Here is a 20168-nt window from a genome sequence, read left to right as displayed (position 1 = left end):
AAAAAGGACTTCTGTGCATGAGCAATCCGAACAGCGAGATGATCACCCTCGGCATGATGTTGCGTAAGGTGCCGACCATTGTCCGGGCCCTGCCACGGTTGGTGCGCGGGATCCGCGTCGCCAACATCACTGACCCCGACCAGCCCTGCGGGCTGGGCTGGACCTTCGAGCAGGCTACCCAGCGCAACCCCGAGGGCGCCGCGCTGTTATATGGCGACCAGGTGCTCAGTTACCGCCAGGCCAACCAGCACGCCAATCGCATCGCCCATCACTTGCAGGCCCAAGGCATTGGCAAGGGCGATGTGGTCGCCCTATTTATCGAAAACCGCCCCGAGCTGTTGCTGACTGTACTGGCGGTGGCCAAGATCGGCGGTATCTGCGCCATGCTCAACACCGCGCAAACCCAGGCGGTGCTGGTGCATAGCCTGACCCTGGTCAACCCCGTGGCGATTGTAGTCGGCGCCGAACTGGTCGAGGCCTTCGACGCGGTGCGGGGGCAGGTGGCGATTGATCCGCTGCGTACCTGGTATGTCGCCGATCAGCAGGCGGCGCCGGTGCCCCAGGGCTATATCGACCTGATGGCCGCCAGCGCGGACTGCTCGACGGATAACCCGGCCAGCAGCCAACAGATCTACTTCAACGACCCCTGCTTCTATATCTACACCTCCGGCACCACGGGCTTGCCCAAGGCCGGCATCTTCAAGCATGGCCGCTGGATGAAGTCCTCGGCCAGCTTCGGCACCATTGCCCTGGACATGGGTCCTGAAGACGTCGTCTATTGCACCCTGCCGCTGTACCACGCCACCGGGCTGTGTGTGTGCTGGGGCTCGGCGATTGCCGGCGCGTCGGGGTTTGCCATCCGGCGCAAGTTCAGCGCCAGCCAGTTCTGGGACGATGTGCGCAAATTCAACGCAACTACCCTGGGTTACGTCGGCGAGTTGTGCCGCTACCTGATCGACCAGCCGCCCAGCGAGCGCGACCGCGACAACCGCGTGGTGAAGATGATCGGCAACGGCTTGCGTCCCGGTGTTTGGGGGCCGTTCAAGGAGCGCTTTGGCGTCGATCATATCTGCGAGCTGTACGCGGCCAGCGACGGCAATATCGGCTTCACCAACGTGCTGAATTTCGACAACACCATCGGCTTTTCCCTGATGCACTGGGCGCTGGTGGACTACGCCCACGACACCTGCGAGCCGATCCGTGGCAGCAATGGTTTTATGCGTGAAGTGCAGAAGGGCGGCCAGGGCCTGCTGCTGGCCAGGATCGACGACAAAGCGCCGTTCGATGGCTACACCGACCCGGAAAAGAACCGCAAGGTGGTGTTGAGCGATGTGTTCGAGAAGGGCGATCGCTATTTCAACACCGGCGATCTGTTGCGCAGTATCGGCTTTGGCCATGCGCAGTTCGTCGACCGCCTGGGCGACACTTATCGCTGGAAGGGCGAGAACGTCTCCACAACCGAAGTGGAGAACATCTTTATGCAGCACCCGCAGATCACTGAGGCGGTGGCCTACGGGGTGGAAATCGCCAACACCAACGGTCGTGCCGGGATGGCCGCGATTACCCCGTCCGAATCCCTGGCCACCCTGGATATGCAGGCGTTGCTGCAATTCGCCCAGAGCCAGATGCCAGCCTATGCGGTGCCGCTGTTCCTGCGGATCAAGGTGAAGATGGAAACCACCGGCACTTTCAAGTACCAGAAGGTGCGGCTCAAGGAAGAAGCGTTCGACCCGGCCCGGGTTGGCGACGATCCACTGTATGCCTGGCTGCCGGGTACGGATGCCTACGTACCGGTAACCGGCCAGGTGCTGGCGGATATCCAGGGTGGAAAGTATCGCTACTAAGGCACTTGATAGAGTCTGGCTATCGAAGCTTTCGATAGAAAAGGGGTGACAGGCGTGGCGCTGCTCGGGAAACTGACGGCCTTACGCCACACCCTCCAGGGAGCCGCAGATGTCAGATCAAGCCAAACAAATGACCGAAGAAGAAGCCGCCGAATTTGCCGAGCAGGTCTTCGACGTCGCCCGTCGAGGCGATGCCGCCATGCTGGCCGCGCTGCTGGCCAAGGGCTTGCCGGTCAATCTGCGTAACCACAATGGCGACACCTTGTTGATGTTGTCCGCCTACCACGGGCACGCCGAGGCGGTGAAGGTGCTGCTGGAGTTCAAGGCCGACCCGCAGATCGCCAACGACAAGAACCAACTGCCGATTGCCGGCGCGGCATTCAAGGGCAACCTGGCGGTGGTCAAGGCATTGATCGAGGGCGGCAACCCGGTTGACGGCGCTTCTGCCGATGGCCGCACGGCGCTGATGATGGCGGCGATGTTCAACCGTACCGAGATGGTCGAGTACCTGCTCAGCGTCGGGGCTAACCCCAAGGCCACGGATGCCCAGGGTGTGACTGCGCTGGGTGCGGCCCAGACCATGGGAGCAGCGGATACGACGGCGCAGTTGCAAAAACTGGTGTAGGCTTTGCGCCCTCAAAATCAGCCTCGCCACAGGATTCGCCCATGAACACCGCGCTCGTCGAACTCATCACTAAAATCAGTTCCGGTTGCCTGGGCGACGCCGAGATCGTGCGGATCGCCGATGAGGCCAGTCAGGCATACGCCGATGCCGATGGATTCCTGGCGGCCAACCCCGATATCAACTACGACGACAGCTTCCCCATCCCCCTGGGCGAGTGGATTGTGGTGGGCAGCCTGCCGGAGACGGTGCTGTTCCAGGCCGATACCTACCAGGACCTGTTCGCCCAGATCGTCGCCTCCTTTGGCCCCGACGTAGCGTTCAACCTCAAGCCCAAGCAACTGGCCAAGACCGAAGCCCTGACGGCGCTCAATCGCATCCAGATCCAGCTCGACGCCATGAACCCGGAAAACGGCGGCTATACCCTGATGAACTTCAGCCAGTTGCTCGACGACGAAATCCAGGCGGTGTTGGTGTATGGCAACGACGTGCCACGGGTGCTGGCGTTGTGTGCCGAACTCGGGATCAAGGGCGAACCGTCCCTGGAAGCCCTGCGCATCGCAGTGCATGTCTGAAATAAAACGGAACCCTGGCCAGGGCTGGCTATCCTAAACAGGCAAACCCTCACTTAGGAGCGACACCATGGGTTCCACATTTAATGGTCTGATCGGGTTGATCATCCTGGCGCTGGATATCTGGGCGATCATCAACGTGTTCAAAAGCGGCGCCAGCACCGGGGCCAAAGTGTTGTGGATCCTGTTGATCCTGCTGTTGCCGGTACTGGGCCTGATTATCTGGGCCATCGCCGGGCCACGGGGCAATGTGCGGATCTGACCCTTAGCGCGCACAAGCAGATAAATAATGTGGGAGCGGGCTTGCTCGCGATAACGGTGTGTCAGCCAATCAATCTGGTACTGATACACCGCTATCGCGAGCAAGCCCGCTCCCACCTTTAATTACGCTGTGTTCTGTAGATTTGTGTTTCGAGATATTCGCTGCACAAAATTTTCACACTTCATCCAAGACAATTCCCCCGCTTTATTTTCCTGCCACGGTCCGTCTGTGCCGCCAGGAGCCCTGCGCAATGAGTAATCAATAGCGTTGCCGACGTTGATCGGGCACCATCTGCCCACCGCGTAATACCCTGGACCCTGCGCCTTTATTGGCGGGGCAGGACGCCGCTGCATTATTTCGCAACTTAAACTTCCAATGGGTCCTCAAACAACATGGCAAACCCGGACGCCCTGAATCAGCAGCGAGCTGCTAATCGCCTGCTGCAACCGACCGTCAAATCCCACCTGGCCTACACGCTGCTCTGCGCCCTGGTCATGATGGTGATGCTTTCCCTGCTGCGCCTGGGACTGTTGGTGTACAACCGCGACATGATGCTCGACACCCCGGCCGCGACCTTCCTGGAAGCGTTCGCCAATGGCCTGCGCCTGGACTTGCGCCTGGTGGTGTACCTGAGCATCCCGCTGATCCTGGCCCTGTTCAGCGTGCGCGCCATGGCCGCCCGCGGGTTCTTCCGGCTGTGGCTGACCGTGGTCTCCAGTATTGCGCTGTTCCTCGGCCTGATGGAGATGGACTTCTACCGCGAGTTCCACCAGCGCCTCAACGGCCTGGTTTTCCAGTACGTCAAGGAAGATCCGAAAACCGTGATGAGCATGCTCTGGTACGGTTTCCCGGTGGTGCGCTACCTGCTGGGCTGGGCCGTGGGTACGTTTATCCTGAGCATCGCCTTCAAGGGCGCCGACCGCGCAACGCGCCCCCGTGGCCCGTTCAGCGGTGGCACCGTCGGCACCCGCCAGGTCGCGCCGTGGTACAGCCGCATCGCGGTGTTCGTGGTGTGCCTGCTGATTGCCGTGGTCGCCGCGCGCGGCACCCTGCGCCAGGGCCCGCCGCTGCGTTGGGGTGACGTGTACACCACCGACTCGAACTTCGCCAACCACCTGGGCCTCAACGGTACGTTGTCGCTGATCGGGGCGGCCAAGGCGCGGTTCTCCGAGCACCGCGAGAACGTCTGGAAAGCCACCCTGGAGCAGCCGCTGGCCACCCAGACCGTGCGCGACATGCTGGTGCTGCCTGACGAAAAACTGGTGGATACCGACACTGCCGCCGTGCGCCGTGACTTTACGCCACCGGCCGAGAAGACCCTGCCGATCAAGAACGTCGTGGTAATCCTGATGGAAAGCTTCGCCGGTCACTCGGTGGGCGCCCTGGGCAGTGGCGGCAAGATCACGCCGTACTTCGACGAGTTGACCAAGGAAGGCCTGCTGTTCGACCGCTTCTTCTCCAATGGCACCCATACCCACCAGGGCATGTTCGCCACCATGGCCTGCTTCCCGAACCTGCCAGGCTTCGAATACCTGATGCAGACCCCCGAAGGCAGCCACAAGCTGTCGGGCCTGCCGCAATTGCTCAGTGCCCGTGATTTCGACGACGTGTATGTCTACAACGGCGACTTCGCCTGGGACAACCAGTCGGGCTTCTTCAGCAACCAGGGCATGACCAACTTCATTGGCCGCAATGACTTCGTCGACCCGGTGTTCTCCGATCCGACCTGGGGCGTGTCCGACCAGGACATGTTCAATCGTGGCCTGCAGGAACTGAAGGCACGCGAAGGCGGCAAGCCGTTCTACGCCCTGCTGCAAACCCTGTCCAACCATACGCCGTACGCCTTGCCGACGCCGTTGCCGGTCGAGGCGGTGACTGACCGTGGTCGCCTCAACGAGCATTTGACGGCCATGCGCTACTCCGACTGGGCCCTGGGCCAGTTCTTCGAGAAGGCCCGCAAGGAACCGTACTTCAAGGACACTCTGTTTGTGATCGTCGGCGACCATGGTTTTGGTAACGAGCAACAGATCACCGAAATGGACCTGGGCCGCTTCAACGTGCCGCTGCTGCTGATCGCACCGGGCGTGCAGGACAAGTTCGGTGTGCGTGACCACACCGTGGGCACGCAGATCGATATCGTGCCGACCATCATGGGCCGCCTGGGCGGGGAAACCCGCCACCAGTGCTGGGGCCGTGACCTGCTCAACCTGCCGGAAGGCGACAAGGGCTTTGGCGTGATCAAGCCCTCGGGCAGCGACCAGACCGTGGCCTTGCTCACCGCTGACCGCGTGTTGGTACTGCCCAAGGAAATGCCACCCAAGCTGTGGCAATACGAACTGGGCGCCAACCCAAGTGGCAAGGTGATCCCTGAGTCGGCGGATGAGGCGCAACTCAAGCAGAAACTTGAGTCGTTCCTGCAAACCGCCACCAAGAGCCTGCTGGATAACACCGCAGGCGTAGTGGACGGCAAGCCGGACTAATCGCCCGGCAATAAAAAAGAGGCCTTTTACAAGGCCTCTTTTTTTTGCATTTTTTTAACGCTGGGGGGTTATATCTTGCCCAGCAGCAACAGAATCAACAGCACCACCAGCACCGTGCCGAGAATACCCGATGGCCCATAACCCCAGTTGCGCGAGTGCGGGAACACCGGCAGACCGCCGACCAGCAGGAGGATCAGAACAATGATAAGAATGAGGCTCATAGTGTGTTTTCCTTATTCGTCTTCTGAAAAGACCAGATTGTTAATACCAGAGCCGAACATCTAAAACGGCTGCCTTAACTGATCCGACTCCTGCACTTTGCAGAAAATTCCCTGTTTTTTTAATGCGATTTGGCCGCTGGCTTATTTCCTTTTTAATTGTTGTGCTGTGTCGCACTTAGTTTAAAAAGATTGAACTTACCCCAGGCCCCGGCATCCGACCGGGCTTTTGGTTTGCCCCGGGCATTCAGCAACTTGATGGTGCATGGGCCGGTGAATAACCTTCGCTACACTGGCGCTTACTTCCTCCCTGAACCACAAGGCTACTTCCTATGCAAAATCGCATGATGATCACCGGCGCCGGATCCGGCCTGGGTCGCGAAATCGCTCTGCGCTGGGCCCGCGAAGGCTGGCAACTGGCCTTGTCGGATGTCAGCGAGCCGGGCTTGCAGGAAACCCTCGCGCTGGTGCGCCAGGCCGGTGGCGACGGGTTTATCCAGCGCTGTGACGTGCGTGACTACAGCCAGCTCACGGCCTTTGCCCAGGCCTGTGAGGTCAAGCTGGGCGGCATTGATGTGATCGTCAACAACGCCGGGGTCGCCTCCGGTGGGTTCTTCAGCGAACTGTCCCTGGAGGATTGGGATTGGCAGATCGCAATCAACCTGATGGGCGTGGTCAAGGGCTGCAAGGCCTTCCTGCCGCTGCTGGAAAAGAGCAAGGGCCGAATCATCAACATCGCCTCCATGGCGGCCCTGATGCAAGGCCCGGCCATGAGCAACTACAACGTGGCCAAGGCCGGTGTGGTGGCGCTCTCGGAAAGCCTGCTGGTGGAACTCAAGCAGCAGGAAGTCGGGGTGCATGTGGTGTGCCCGTCGTTCTTCCAGACCAACCTGCTGGACTCATTCCGCGGCCCGACCCCGGCGATGAAGGCCCAGGTCGGCAAATTGCTGGAAAGTTCGCCCATCACTGCAGCAGACATTGCCGATTACATCTACCAGCGTGTGGCCGTCGGTGAATTCATGATCCTGCCTCACGAACAGGGGCGGATGGCCTGGGCACTGAAGCAGAAAAATCCGCAGTTGCTGTATGACGAAATGACCAACATGTCGGAAAAAATGCGCGCCAAGGCGCAGTCGGCCAAAGGCTGAAAGATATAAACAATGGGTTTATGTTTTTGCGGACTTATTGGGCTGTTTGATATTCGTCTGTCAGTAAAGGCAGCTATGGTTTGTAGGGTGGATCTGTTTATCTAGCAGGTTATTGATGGCTCGTAGGGGAGGGCGCATGGTCGCGGTCCGGTAACTTTCCAAAGGACAAACGCCATGCTGGTACTTAGCCGCGCGGTAGGCGAAATCATTTCCATCGGCGATCACATCACCCTGCGGATCCTGGAGGTCAACAACCTCCAGGTGAAACTCGGCGTGGAAGCGCCGGCAGGGGTCAATGTGCATCGGGCGGAGGTCTACGAAAAGATCCGCAGCCTACAGGGGTACCCGGTGCCCGTGGCCAACCCTTAGTCGAACAGGTGCTTGGGCACGTCGTGCTTGAGCATCAACTGGCACTGTTCACTCTCCGGATCGAAAACGATCAGCGCCTGGCCCTTGGTCAACGCCTGGCGTACCCGCAGTACGCGGGTTTCCAGGGGCGTGTCGTCGCCGTTGTCGGTGCCGTCGCGGGTCACGAAGTCTTCGATGAGGCGGGTCAGGGTGTCGACTTCAAGTGCATCGTAGGGAATCAGCATACAAGCCTCAAATGGTGGATCCCGGCGATCCTACTGTGCCGGGATCATAGTTGCCAGCCTCAGGATTTCTGTCCGACCAGGCTGTCCACCGAGGGCACACGGGTGTCGCTCTCCATTTGTGTTTCATGTTCCAGTTGATGACTGAAGCGGTCCAGGGAGCCCTGGGCCGGTTGCGCATCGCTGGCAAATACCGGCGGGCTGAGGATGTAGGCGCCCAGCAGGCGGCTCAGGGCGGCGAGGCTGTCGATATGGGTGCGCTCGTAGCCGTGGGTTGCATCGCAGCCAAAGGCCAGCAACGCGGTGCGGATATCGTGGCCGGCGGTGACCGCCGAGTGCGCGTCGCTGAAGTAATAGCGAAACAGGTCACGGCGTACCGGCAGGTCGTTTTCCGCCGCCAGGTGCAGCAAGTGGCGGGACAGGTGATAGTCGTAGGGGCCGCCAGAGTCCTGCATCGCCACGCTTACTGCATGCTCGCTGGAATGCTGGCCGGGGGCGACCGGGGCAATGTCGATGCCGACGAATTCGCTGACATCCCAGGGTAAGGCGGCGGCCGCGCCACTGCCGGTTTCTTCGGTGATGGTGAACAGCGGGTGACAGTCGATCAGCAACGGTTCGCCACTGTCGACGATGGCCTTGAGGGCCGCGAGCAAGGCTGCGACGCCGGCTTTGTCATCCAGGTGGCGGGCGCTGATATGGCCGCTTTCGGTAAATTCCGGCAGCGGGTCGAAGGCCACGAAATCACCGACGCTGATCCCCAGGGAATCGCAATCGGCGCGGGTGGCGCAGTAGGCGTCCAGGCGCAGTTCGATATGGTCCCAACTGATTGGCATTTCATCCACTGCGGTATTGAACGCGTGCCCGGAGGCCATCAGTGGCAGGACGCTGCCACGGATCACGCCATTGTCGGTGAACAGGCTGACGCGGCTGCCCTCGGCAAAACGGCTGGACCAGCAGCCCACCGGGGCCAGGGTCAGGCGGCCATTGTCCTTGATCGCCCGCACGGCGGCGCCGATGGTGTCCAGGTGCGCGGAAACCGCGCGGTCCGGGCTGTTTTTCTGGCCCTTGAGGGTGGCGCGGATGGTGCCGCGCCGGGTCATCTCAAAGGGGATGCCCAGCTCTTCCAGGCGCTCGGCGACGTAGCGCACGATGGTGTCGGTAAACCCGGTGGGGCTGGGGATGGCGAGCATTTCCAGCAGCACTTTCTGCAGGTAGTTGAGATCCGGTTCGGGGATGGTTCGGGTCATGGAAACTCCTGATGAATTGAGGGCATCGATGGTTTCGATGAGGGGCTGGGTATGTGTTGCCTCGGCCGGCCCCATCGCAGGCAAGCCAGCTCCCACCTTTAAATGTGTTCACACATCAACCTGTGGGAGCGGGCTTGCCCGCGATGAGGCCCGTCTAGACAGCTCATGTCTCAAGCCGTGGTTTGGCTGTGGGGAAACAACAAATCCACAAACCGTTCTGCCGTGGGCTGTGGTTCATGGTTGGCCAATCCTGCGCGTTCGTTGGCTTCGATAAATACGTACTCCGGCTGGTCAGCGGCCGGCACCATAAGGTCCAGGCCGACCACCGCAATATCCAGGGCGCGCGCCGCACGCACCGCTGCATCCACCAGCGTCGGATGCAGCGTCGCCGTGACATCTTCCAGGCAACCCCCGGTGTGCAGGTTGGCGGTACGCCGCACCGCCAGCACTTCGCCCGCAGGCAGGATGCTGTCGTAGTCGTAACCCGCTGCCTTTAAGGTGCGCAGGGTTTCGTCGTCCAGGGGGATCCGGCTTTCGCCATCGGTGGCTGCCTGGCGTCGGCGGCTTTGCGCCTCGATCAAGGCGCCGACGCTATGCTTGCCGTCACCGATCACCTGGGCCGGGCGGCGGATCGCGGCGGCCACCACTTCAAAGCCGATCACCAGGATGCGCAGGTCCAGGCCTTCGTGGAAACTCTCGAGCAATACCCGCGAGTCAAACTGGCGCGCCGCCTCGATGGCGCCTTGCACTTCTTCGATGGTCTGCAAGTCCACGGCCACGCCTTGGCCCTGTTCACCGTCCAGGGGCTTGACGACGATGCGCTGGTGTTCGTCGAGAAACTCCAGGTTATCGTCGGCGCTGGCCGCCAGTTGTTGCGCTGGCAATTTCAAGCCGGCGGCGCTCAATACTTTATGGGTCAGGCTTTTGTCCTGGCACAGGGTCATGCTGATCGCACTGGTCAGGTCGCTCAACGACTCACGGCAGCGCACCCGGCGCCCGCCATGACTGAGGGTGAACAACCCGGCTGCGGCATCGTCCACCTGCACATCAATCCCGCGTCGGTGCGCTTCTTCGACAATGATGCGCGCATAGGGGTTAAACCCCGCCTGCGGCCCCGGCCCGAGGAACAGCGGCTGGTTGATGCCGTTCTTGCGCTTGATGGCAAACGTGGTGAGCGCACGAAAGCCGAGCTTGGCGTACAGGCTTTTTGCCTGGCGATTGTCGTGTAATACCGACAGGTCCAGGTAACTCAGGCCGCGGCTCATAAAGTGCTCGATCAGGTGGCGCACCAGCACTTCGCCGACGCCAGGCCGCGAGCATTGCGGGTCCACGGCCAGGCACCAGAGGCTGCTGCCGCTTTCCGGATCATGGAAGGCCTTTTGATGATTGAGGCCCATGACGCTGCCGATCACTGCGCCGCTGTCTTCATCCTCGGCCAGCCAGTACACCGGGCCACCCTGGTGGCGCGGGGTCAGCAGGTTGGCATCCACCGGCAACATACCGCGCCCCTGGTACAGGCGATTGACCGCCTGCCAGTCGGCTTCGCTCTGGACGCGGCGAATGCGAAAGCCGCGAAACACCCGGGTGGCCGGGCGGTAGTCGGTGAACCACAGGCGCAAGGTGTCGGAGGGGTCGAGGAACAACTGTTGCGGATCGATCCCCAGGATCTGCTGGGGCGCGGCCACATACAGGGCGATATCCCGTTCTCCCGGCTGCTCGTTGAGCAGCTCCAGGGCCAGGCTCGCCGGGTCGGGGAAGGTATGGCCGATCAACAGCCGGCCCCACCCGCAATGCACGGCAATCGGTTGCGCGCTCGGTTCGCTGCCGTCTTCGGCCAGGCGCGCTTGCAGGCGTTCGTAGGACGGCGCCTGGCCGCGCAGCAGGCGTTGGCTGTAGGCCGTGGCGTGAGGTTTCATCAATCAGATTCCTTGTTCGCTGAGCCACAGGTTCAGCGCTGCCAATTGCCACAGCTTGGAGCCGCGCAGCGGCGTCAGTTGCCCTTGGGGGTCGGTGAGCAGGCGGTCGAGCATCGCCGGGTTGAACAAGCCACGGTCCTGGCTCGGATCCAGCAGCAGGTCACGCACCCAGTTCAAGGTATCGCCCTGCAAGTGCTTGAGGCCGGGCACCGGGAAGTAGCCCTTCTTGCGGTCGATCACCGCGCTGGGGATGACCCGGCGCGCGGCTTCCTTGAGCACTTGCTTGCCGCCGTCCGGCAGCTTGAATCGGCCCGGCACCCGCGCCGACAACTCCACCAGGCGGTAGTCGAGAAACGGCGTGCGCGCTTCCAGGCCCCAGGCCATGGTCATGTTATCCACACGCTTGACCGGGTCATCCACCAGCATCACCGTGCTGTCCAGGCGCAGGGCCTTATCCACAGGCGCCTCGGCGCCAGGTTGGGCGAAATGCTCGCGCACGAAGTCGCCGGCGGCGTCATTGGCAGTCAGCCATTGCGGGGCCACGGTGGCCGCGTAGTCGTCGTAGCTGCGGTCGAAGAAGGCCTCGCGGTAAGCCGCGTAAGGGTCGCTGGCGCCGTCCACCTGCGGGTACCAGTGGTAACCGGCGAACAGTTCATCGGCGCCCTGGCCGCTTTGCACCACCTTGCAATGCTTGGCCACTTCCCGCGACAGCAGGTAGAAGGCAATGCAGTCATGGCTGACCATTGGCTCGCTCATGGCACGGAACGCAGCCGGCAACTGCTCGATGATCTCGCTTTCGGCGATGCGCAGTTGGTGGTGTCGGGTGCCGTAATGCTTGGCGATCAGGTCAGAGTACTGGAACTCATCGCCACGCTCGCCGCCGGCATCTTCAAAACCGATGGAGAAGGTCGACAGGTCCTGCACCCCGACTTCACGCAGCAGGCCCACCAGCAGGCTCGAATCCACACCGCCTGAAAGCAACACGCCCACATCCACCGCCGCCCGTTGGCGAATGGCCACGGCTTCGCGGGTGCTGTCGAGCACGCGGTCGGTCCAGTCTTCCAGGGTCAGGTGTTTTTCATCGTCATGGGGGCCGTAGGGCAGGGTCCACCAGGTTTTCTGCTCGGTGGCACCGTTGGCCTCGATACGCATCCAGGTGGCCGGCGGCAGTTTTTCGATGCCCGCCAGCAAAGTGCGCGGTGCCGGCACCACGGCGTGGAAATTCAGGTAGTGATTGAGCGCCACCGGGTCGAGGATCGGGTTGATATCACCGCCCTTGAGCAACGCCGGCAATGCCGAGGCAAAGCGCAGGCGCTGGCCGGTGCGCGACAGGTACAACGGCTTGACGCCCAGGCGGTCGCGGGCGATGAACAGGCGCTGGCTGTCGCGCTCCCAGATGGCAAAGGCAAACATGCCATTGAGCTTGGGCAGCAAGGCTTCGCCCCAGGCGTGATAGCCCTTGAGCAGCACTTCGGTGTCACCGCCCGAATAGAAGGCGTAGCCCAGGGCTTCAAGCTCGGTACGCAACTCCGGGAAGTTGTAGATCGCGCCATTGAACGCCAGGGACAGGCCCAGTTGGGCGTCGACCATCGGTTGGGCCGAGCCGTCCGACAGGTCCATGATTTTCAGGCGACGATGGCCTAGGGCAATTGGCCCTTGAGCATGGAAGCCCCACGCGTCAGGTCCGCGTGGCGCCAAGTGATGGGTGATTCGTTCCACCGCTGCCAGGTCGGCAGGTTGATGATCGAAACGCAGTTCTCCAGCTAATCCGCACATAAAGTCCTTACCGGTTTTTCCGTTGGGGAGGGGCAAACATGCACGCGCCAAAACGGCGGGTACCCAAGGACTGACCCGTGGCTATAGGGGGAGTTTTAGATCAATAAGTTATATGGCAAACGGCCTGCTTGTGTCGCGGGCCACGCCGCGGCTTGCGGGGCGTGGGTGAAACGGGGGGTAATTAGGTCGAGCTCAGATGCAAATAATGGGGTGTTTCGCCAGGCAACTCCCCAGCTATTTGAACCTTTTCAAGGCGAGCGTGGGCTTATCGTCTGGCGTCATTGAACAATGCAATGAAGGAACGTTGTGAATCACGCAAACAGGTCATTTGAGCCAGGTTGTCGAACCTGTGACTCAGGACGAATTGATGGCAACGCGGCTGGATCTCACCGGTGACCTGGACAAGGCGCAGGTCTTGTAAGACCGGCTGCCGACCTGGCTGGTCAAGGCCGATTCCCAGGTGCTCCTGGCCATTGAGCAGGCGTATGCCGAAAGTGGCGGGCGCGAGCTTAGCCAGGTGTTTTTGCCACGTTGCTGCGAATCAACGCCCGCAGCGCAAAACGGTTGGGATGACAGGCCTCGGCCACGCTGCGGGGCAGGGGCAGCGGTTCGTTGTCCAGCCATGCCGCCAGCAGTTCACTCGACAGCGGCGCGGTGATCAGGCCCCGTGAACCGTGGCCGCTGTTGACGTACAGGCCGTCCAACCATGGGCAGGCGGTGTCCGGTGTGTGGCGGGCATCCTTGCGCAGGGCGGCAAAGGCCAGGGCGAAGGCTTGGGGATCGGCCAGTGGCCCGACAATCGGCAGATAGTCCGGGCTGGTGCAGCGAAACGCCGCGCGGCCCTTCAGGGTGTGCGGGTCGAGCGTGGCGGTGCGCAGGCGCTGGGCCAGGTCGGGGGAGATTTCCTGCAACAGTTCCAGGTTCCCCGCGTGCTCGGCGACGGTGGGGGTCAGGTCATCGCTCTTGAAATCAAAGCTGGCGCCCAGGGTATGTTCGCCCAGGCGGGCCGGTGCCACATAGCCTTCGGCGCAGACCACGGTTGCCAACGCCTGGCTGGCGGCAGTCTGTGGCAAGCGGGTGATCTGCCCGCGAATGCGCTTGAGGGGCAGCTCGGCGCTGGCGGCAAACTGCTTGACCTCGGCCGCCCCGGCCAGCACCACCACGGGGGCGCTGGCCAGCAACCGGTCGCCGTCCCAGGCCTGCCATTGATCGTTGACTTTGCGCAGCGCCAACACTTGATGATGTACATGCACCGTGATCCCGGGCTGACTCGCCTGCCACTGGCACAACGCCGGCGGATGCACCCAGCCGCCCTCGGGGAAAAACAGCCCGCCATGCTCCAGGCCAATCCCGGCGCGGGCCTGGGCCTGATCGCGGTCCAGCAGGTGCAGCAAGTCAGGGGCAAATGCCTGGGCCAGTTGCGCCTGGCGTTCGGCCTCCTTGGCATTGAACGCCAGTTGCAGCACGCCACAACCGTCCCAATCCACCCCCCGTTGCAAGTGTTCCAGCAGGCGCCGGGTATGCCCGAACCCGCTGACAATCATCTGCGAAAGGGCCGTGCCATGGGCCGACAGCTTGAGGTAGAGCACCCCTTGCGGATTGCCCGAGGCCTCTTGGGCCAGGCCGGCATGCCGTTCCAGCAGGCTGACTTGCCAGCCCCGTGCGGCGAGGCTGGCCGCGCTGGCGCAACCGGCCATGCCGCCGCCGATCACCAGGGCCCGTCGTTCGCCTTTGGGGGCCGGTGGCCTGGCGAACCACGGCTTGATCGCCGCAACTGGCGCCGCGTCGGCCGGCCAGCCAAGAAACTCACCGCGCAGGATTTCCCACTTATGGCCGATGCCCGGCGTGCGTTTCATCTTGAACCCGGCGCCATTGAGCAGGCGCCGCACCCAGCCGGTGCTGGTGAAGGTGCTGATGGTCGAGCCGGGGGCAGCCAGGCGCGCCAGTTCGGCGAACAGCTCGGCGGTCCACATCTCGGGGTTTTTCGCCGGGGCAAAACCATCGAGGAACCAGGCGTCGATCTGGGCGTCGAGCTGCGGCAGTTGCTCCAGGGCATCGCCGATCAGCAGCGTCAGCGTCACCCGCCCGTTATCCAGGACCAGGCGCTGGAAACCCGGGTGGATGGCGATGTACTGCGCCAGCAATTGCTCGGCCAACGGTTTGAGCTCTGGCCAGAGGGCGAGGGCGCGTTGCAGGTCGGCGTGGCTCAGCGGGTACTTTTCCACACTGACAAAATGCAGGCGCGCCCCCGGCGTCGCGTGCTGTGCAAACAGTTGCCAGGCACACAGAAAATTCAACCCGGTGCCAAACCCCGTTTCCCCGATCACCAGGCGCCCACCCACCGGCAGCGCGGCAAAGCGCTCTTGCAGGCGGTTCTGTTCAAGGAACACGTAGCGGGTTTCTTCCAGGCCCGACTGGTCGGAAAAATACACGTCGTCGAACACCCGCGAGCGCGGGCGTCCCTGGTCGTCCCAGTCGAGCTGGGCATTGGGCTGTACGGGGTTCATGGGCAACTCGGCAAAGGCAAGGCGGCCATTCTAGTCGATCACGGGGGCCAGGGTTGGCGCGGGTGTTAGCCGGCTATTTGATCCATGCAAAAAACCTCTGCAATGGCGCGCCAGCGATCAGGAATCAGCGTTAATCGAGCATGGCGCAGCGGGTATCGTGGTGTTTTGATCCATGGCAATAAGGAACATTGCGCATGCACGCACAGGCTGATTTGACCCACACATTCACTCAATTGACCCGGCAGCAGTTGCAAGCTGCCTTGCTGGAGATGACTGGCGACCTGGCCAAGGCCCAGGTCCTGCAACAGCGCCTGCCGGGCTGGATGATCAATTCCCCGCCAGGGTTGCTGGAGGCGCTGGAGCGGGACGCGGCGTATGTTGAAGAGGCCAAGGCTGGCGTCACGCAGCACTTGCAGGCATTGCGCAGTCTGGACGAGTTTTGCAGCGAGCAGTTGCAGGTCTACGGCCAGGCGCAGTGGCAGGTCACGCTGGAGCCAAAAAAGGACCTGTTTATCCGGGCCTTCTACGAGTATCAGGCAGATGTGTTGCCGCGCGAGTATGAGCGCACCGTGCGCCTGGAAAAACAGAGCCTGTTGCATAGGGCCATGCAGAACTTTTCGGCGGATGAGGCCCTTGCCGAGCGATATCCCCTCGAGTCGCGGCTGCAAGCGCAAGACCGCAGCGTTATCGGCGTTGCGCCCCATGAGTTTGCCGAAGGTTGCCGGGCGCTCGACCTCGGGCGTCGGTACCAGCAGCACATCAATGAGGTGTTCCACCTCGATCGCGACGAGGGCGTTGCCAGTGACGTGGCGCTGTCGATCGGCCGGATGAAAACCCTGGACGTAAAGATCGATGCCCATATCGCCCTGATGCGCGGCGATATCAGCCGCGAAACCTACGCCATGTTGTGCGCATTGCTGGAGCAGGACCTCAGCCCGGCCGCGGCGAAGAGCCAGCTGTACCAGGGGCGCCCCGTGCTCTGGCAAGGCCTCAATGCACGCGATTGCTGCCTGTGGAGCGTGCTGGTGTTTTCGGCCCGCCCGATTGGCGAATACCCCCAGCAGCCTTGTGTGGTCTACATGCCCAATGAACCGCAGCGGCCGTTTTTCGAGTACCCATCCCTCAACGACTTCAAGGTTTACCTGGAACTGAAGCTGGAAGTGAGCAGCTATCGGCGCTTCTTTACCGGCTACCTGGGAGAGGTTGACCGGGTTGGGTTTTTCTCGCGATTCGACGAGCACCGCAGCCTTGGCGTGCTGGAGGCCCGGCCCGTCATGGTGAGCCTGGCCAGGCACTTTTTCAGTACTTACGTGGGCAAGCTGCAGATCGATGCGCGCACGCTGGCGGTGCCCGTGGCGGACGTGGACGAAGAGGTGCGCAAGCAGCGCCTGATGGAGTATCTGGAGGCTGGATTGACCTTGCTCAACCTCGCCGGTTTTGTCGTCCCGGCCTTGGCCCTGCTGATGACGGGCGTGGCGGTGGGGCAACTGCTCGGCGAGGTGTATGACGGCATCGAGGACTGGCGGCGGGGGGACAAGGGCGAGGCGCTCAGGCAACTGGGCGCGGTGGCGCAAAGTATCACCTCGATGGTGGTGTTCGCAGCCGGCGCCAAAGTGGTGGGCAACGTGTTGAAGCGTGCGCAGTTGAGCATGGGGCGCTTTTTTGCGGAGCTGGAAGCGGTGCGCTCGACCGATGGACATCTGCGGCTCTGGCGGCCCGATATTGCCCGGTACGCGCACCGTCAGCAGTTGCCCGAGAACGTGATGGCGGACGCAGAAGGCATCTACCGGATTGGCGGCCATTGCTACGTCAAAGTGGTCGGTTTCGTTCATCGGATTGCCTTTGACGCCAAGCTGGGCCAATGGCACGCCCTCCATCCGACACGCCAGGATGCCTATCGCCCTGCGCTCCTGCACAACGGCGAGGGCGCCTGGCGCTTTGCATTCGAACAGCCTGAACGCTGGGAGGACCAGGATTACCTGTTCTCGCGCCTGGAGCCCGGCAGTCGTCACCCCCACCTGGATTCGCGCAAGCTGCGCCTGGTCAGCGACATCCTGGATATGCAGCCCCCCTGGGCGTACCACCTGGCTCGCGAGTGCTTGCCCTTTCCCGCGCGCTTTCGTGATGTGTATGAGCGGTTCCGGGTGGAGCAATCGATTCGCGACCTGATCTGGCTGCTGGAGCGTGGTGTGTACCTCAATGCTGAACACGCGACCGCGCAGATGCAGGCCTTGGCGCTGTTGCCGGGTTGGCCCGAGGGACGCTATTTCGAGGTGGTGGATGCGCAGGGTGCGGTGACGGCGCGTTACCCCGCTAGTGGCACTCATAGGCTGCCAATCACGCAGCACGCAGTGGCTGAAGGGCAAGTGTTTGATGTGCTGCTGTCGGAGCTCGACGAATCGCAAAAACTCGCCCTGTTGGGGGAGGACGTTGCTGCCGACCAGCAACATGGGGTGTTGGCGCGGCGCTTACTGGCGCACCTCAAGGCGGATCGCAAGCCGCTGTTTGAGCAGATGTACCAGGCCTATGACGGGCCAGTGCCCGAGGAGTGGGCGGTACTGCGCAGCACCTATGCGCAATTGCCGTCCAGGGTGATGCGCGAGTTGATGGCGCGCGCCTCGTCGGTGGAGCTCGAGTTGCTGCGCGAGCAGCAGCGAGTGCCCATGGGCCTGGCAGAGGCGGTGCGTGCTGCGCTGGCCGAACAACGCCTGGATCGCGCCTTGGCCGGTTTCGAACAGCCGGAATTGGCCGGCCTCGACACCCAGTGCGTGGCGGTGCGCACGCTGCCGCGCATCGAGGGTTGGGATCCCCGGCTGCACCTGGAGATGCGCGCAGATTCACCCCAGGGGGCGTTACTGGCCGTGGGCGCCGTCGAAGGTGCCAGTGTGCGGCTGGTGGTGGTGCGTACGGCTGCAGGGTTCCAGGCGTTCGATGCCAGTGGCCTGAGCCTGGGTAGTGTGCGTTCCGGAGTGGACGGGCTATTTGAGGCCATTGAAGACGCAAGCACTCTGGGCAGGCCCCAGGCGCAGGCCGAGCATGGATGGCGGTTGCGCCGCTTGATTGCCGCCAGTGCCCAGAGTGAGCGTGATCGCGCCGCCGAGGCGTTTTCCGATGGGGCACTGGAGCCCCAGGCAGTGCAAGCACCTTGCCGTGTGGCGGATTCACCCACCGGCTCTTTTACCCAAAACTCGCCCCTGGTGCGCAAGTTGCAGTGGCTTTATCCGCTGTTCACGCAGGCTCAAGCCTCTGCGTTGCTGCAGGGCCTGGGGGCCGACGAACTTGCTCGTGCCCATGCGGTAGAGCGTCTGCGCGCCGAGCTTGGGCGCCTGCGTGTGGTACTCAAACACTGGAAAAACGACATCGGCGGCTTGGAGCAGCAACCGGGCCTGAGGAACATCCGCCAGAGCCGCCAGCAAGTGGCCGAGCGTATCGAGGCCTGCTGGCGCCAGCAGAGCTTTATGCCCAATGAGCGCGAGCTGCCCGTTGCTGGCCTGTCCCTGGACGGGATGCGCGTGGGCTCGTTGCCGAACCTGCCGCCTGAAATTCGCTTCGACCATGTGCAGCGCCTGTCACTGCGCAATATGCGCCTGGGTGATGACGTGGCTTATTTCCTCAAGTGCTTCAAGGGGCTGCGCCGCCTGGACCTGGACCGTAACCGCCTGACCCGGTTGCCGGAATATCTGTCGCGCATGCCTGATCTGGGCAGCCTGTCGTTGTCCCACAATCAGTTGGCGTTGACCGAATACACCCGGCGCAAGCTCGCCGATATGAGCACGTTGCAGCTGTTGGACCTGAGCCACAACCCGGTGGAAGGGCAGCTGGATGTCAGCGCCATGCGCGGCTTGCATACGCTGTTGCTACAGGATACCCGCATCGTCGACGTGCCCTCCGGGCTCGGGCGCCTGGCCTATCTGGACCAGGTGGACCTGCGCGACAACTGGATCACCCTGCTGCCCGAATGGCTGTTTAGCGCCACCCGCAGTTTCAGCCAGGCACTCAACCTGGCGGGCAACCCGTTGTCCACCTCGGCGGTGACGGCGCTCACGCGCTACCGCGAGGCGGTGGGTATTGGCATGGGCTATGTCGATGACGATCAATCGCGCTTCACCGAGTTGAAAGCCCGGGCGTTGTGGCTGCCGGATGAAGTGGCCAATCGCAATGCGATCAAGCGCGGCATCTGGGCCAACCTGCGCGATGACCCGGACTGCGCGCCGCTGTTCGAGTTGCTTGCGCAATTGTCCAGGACCGCTGACAGCCGGCACGTGCGCGAGGATTTGAGCCGGCGGGTGTGGGACGTCTTGCAGTCGAGCCATGACAGTATCGAGCTGCGCGAGCGGGTGTTTCAGCTGGCGGCGCATCCGGTGAATTGTGGCGATGGCGCCGCTGATATTTTCAGCCAGATCGAAGTCTTGATGGAGGTCGAGCAGGCGATGCTACAGGCCGGACGCAGGCAGGGCAGCCCCGGCGGATTCCTGAGCCTGGGCCGGCGCCTGTTTCGCCTGGGCGAGTTGGAAAAAATTGCCCTGGGCTATGCGGCCGAGCATGCCAGCGAGGATCCGCTGGAGGTCAGCCTGGCGTTTCGCATGGGGTTGGCCAAGGAGTTGGAGCTGCCGAGGCAACCCAAATACGCGCAGTATGTGTCGATTGCCAATGTGACCCCCGAAGGGCTGGCACTCGCCCATTCCCAGGTGCGCACGGCCGAGCTGTCACCTGCACTCCTGCAGTTTTTGACGCAACTGTCGTTCTGGAAAACCCATCTCAAGCAGCAATTTCCCAGCACCTTCCAGGCCGCGACTGAACCTTTTGATGTACAGCAGCAACTGCTCTTCGAGAACAGCCAGAGCCTCACCGACGGCGACTACCTCAGGCAAATGCAAGACCTGCAGGCCCCTCGCCGGCAGGCCATCGCCGAGGTGGTAGAGCGCCTGACCCTACAGATGCTGAAACACCAGGACCTGGGCATCTGCCATGTGCCCGAGGGCTGAG

At 62.3% G+C, this 20168-nt stretch carries 14 protein-coding genes; 8 read left to right on the top strand and 6 right to left on the bottom strand.

All coding sequences use genetic code 11. From position 1 onward, the window contains the following. The first annotated feature begins 17 nt into the window (after positions 1–17). The 5 genes from AC19YY_RS16200 (at position 18) to AC19YY_RS16180 (ending at position 5780) form a co-directional block, all read left to right on the top strand. Positions 18–1844 carry a long-chain-acyl-CoA synthetase gene (locus AC19YY_RS16200; protein WP_172314023.1) on the top strand — a complete coding sequence of 609 codons (1827 nt, stop codon included), beginning with the start codon at positions 18–20 and terminating at the stop codon, positions 1842–1844. A 109-nt stretch (positions 1845–1953) separates the two neighbouring features. Next, complete coding sequence (locus tag AC19YY_RS16195; RefSeq protein ID WP_170042765.1) at positions 1954–2469, top strand: ankyrin repeat domain-containing protein; 516 nt, start codon at positions 1954–1956, stop codon at positions 2467–2469. A gap of 41 nt (positions 2470–2510) precedes the next feature. Further along, on the top strand, positions 2511–3041 hold the full coding sequence (locus AC19YY_RS16190; protein WP_169952782.1) for a hypothetical protein: 531 nt from the start codon (positions 2511–2513) through the stop codon (positions 3039–3041). A 67-nt stretch (positions 3042–3108) separates the two neighbouring features. Continuing rightward, a complete protein-coding gene (locus AC19YY_RS16185; RefSeq protein WP_003172956.1) occupies positions 3109–3300 on the top strand; it encodes a PLDc N-terminal domain-containing protein in 192 nt (63 codons plus the stop codon). Between the two features lie 392 nt (positions 3301–3692). Continuing rightward, complete coding sequence (locus AC19YY_RS16180; RefSeq protein WP_169952780.1) at positions 3693–5780, top strand: LTA synthase family protein; 2088 nt, start codon at positions 3693–3695, stop codon at positions 5778–5780. Between the two features lie 68 nt (positions 5781–5848). On the opposite strand, the gene AC19YY_RS16175 is transcribed toward AC19YY_RS16180, so the two are convergent. Then, positions 5849–6001 carry a DUF3309 family protein gene (locus tag AC19YY_RS16175; RefSeq protein ID WP_032863216.1) on the bottom strand — a complete coding sequence of 51 codons (153 nt, stop codon included), beginning with the start codon at positions 5999–6001 and terminating at the stop codon, positions 5849–5851. Between the two features lie 329 nt (positions 6002–6330). Here AC19YY_RS16175 and AC19YY_RS16170 point away from each other — a divergent pair, with 329 nt between their 5' ends. Both AC19YY_RS16170 and csrA read left to right on the top strand, forming a co-directional pair. Further along, entirely contained in the window at positions 6331–7146 is an 816-nt protein-coding gene (locus AC19YY_RS16170; RefSeq protein WP_169952778.1) for an SDR family oxidoreductase, read from the top strand. Between the two features lie 174 nt (positions 7147–7320). Continuing rightward, entirely contained in the window at positions 7321–7515 is a 195-nt protein-coding gene (gene csrA, locus AC19YY_RS16165; RefSeq protein ID WP_500604518.1) for a carbon storage regulator CsrA, read from the top strand. Here csrA and AC19YY_RS16160 read toward each other — a convergent pair. The 5 genes from AC19YY_RS16160 to mnmC form a co-directional block, all read right to left on the bottom strand. Then, positions 7512–7739 (bottom strand): YheU family protein, encoded by a 228-nt coding sequence (locus tag AC19YY_RS16160; protein WP_003192759.1) that lies wholly within the window; start codon positions 7737–7739, stop codon positions 7512–7514. The genes csrA and AC19YY_RS16160 overlap by 4 nt on opposite strands. Before the next feature lie 59 nt (positions 7740–7798). Next, positions 7799–8983, bottom strand: a complete 1185-nt coding sequence (locus AC19YY_RS16155) for an osmoprotectant NAGGN system M42 family peptidase (protein WP_115127811.1) — start codon at positions 8981–8983, stop codon at positions 7799–7801. 170 nt (positions 8984–9153) lie between these two features. After that, the gene (gene ngg, locus AC19YY_RS16150) at positions 9154–10899 is read right to left on the bottom strand and encodes an N-acetylglutaminylglutamine synthetase (RefSeq protein WP_500604517.1); all 1746 of its coding nucleotides are present in this window, start codon (positions 10897–10899) and stop codon (positions 9154–9156) included. A 3-nt stretch (positions 10900–10902) separates the two neighbouring features. After that, on the bottom strand, positions 10903–12675 hold the full coding sequence (locus tag AC19YY_RS16145) for an N-acetylglutaminylglutamine amidotransferase (protein ID WP_169952772.1): 1773 nt from the start codon (positions 12673–12675) through the stop codon (positions 10903–10905). 509 nt (positions 12676–13184) lie between these two features. Next, the gene (mnmC, locus tag AC19YY_RS16140) at positions 13185–15182 is read right to left on the bottom strand and encodes a bifunctional tRNA (5-methylaminomethyl-2-thiouridine)(34)-methyltransferase MnmC2/FAD-dependent 5-carboxymethylaminomethyl-2-thiouridine(34) oxidoreductase MnmC1 (protein ID WP_172314012.1); all 1998 of its coding nucleotides are present in this window, start codon (positions 15180–15182) and stop codon (positions 13185–13187) included. Positions 15183–15376: 194 nt separating this feature from the next. Here mnmC and AC19YY_RS16135 point away from each other — a divergent pair, with 194 nt between their 5' ends. Then, the gene (locus tag AC19YY_RS16135; protein ID WP_500604516.1) at positions 15377–20167 is read left to right on the top strand and encodes an NEL-type E3 ubiquitin ligase domain-containing protein; all 4791 of its coding nucleotides are present in this window, start codon (positions 15377–15379) and stop codon (positions 20165–20167) included. Position 20168 lies beyond the last annotated feature (1 nt).

The sequence above is a fragment of the Pseudomonas sp. MF09156 genome, assembly GCF_059862305.1.
Note: the sequence above shows the minus strand (reverse complement) of the source record. Positions and strands in the feature narration are given on the sequence as shown.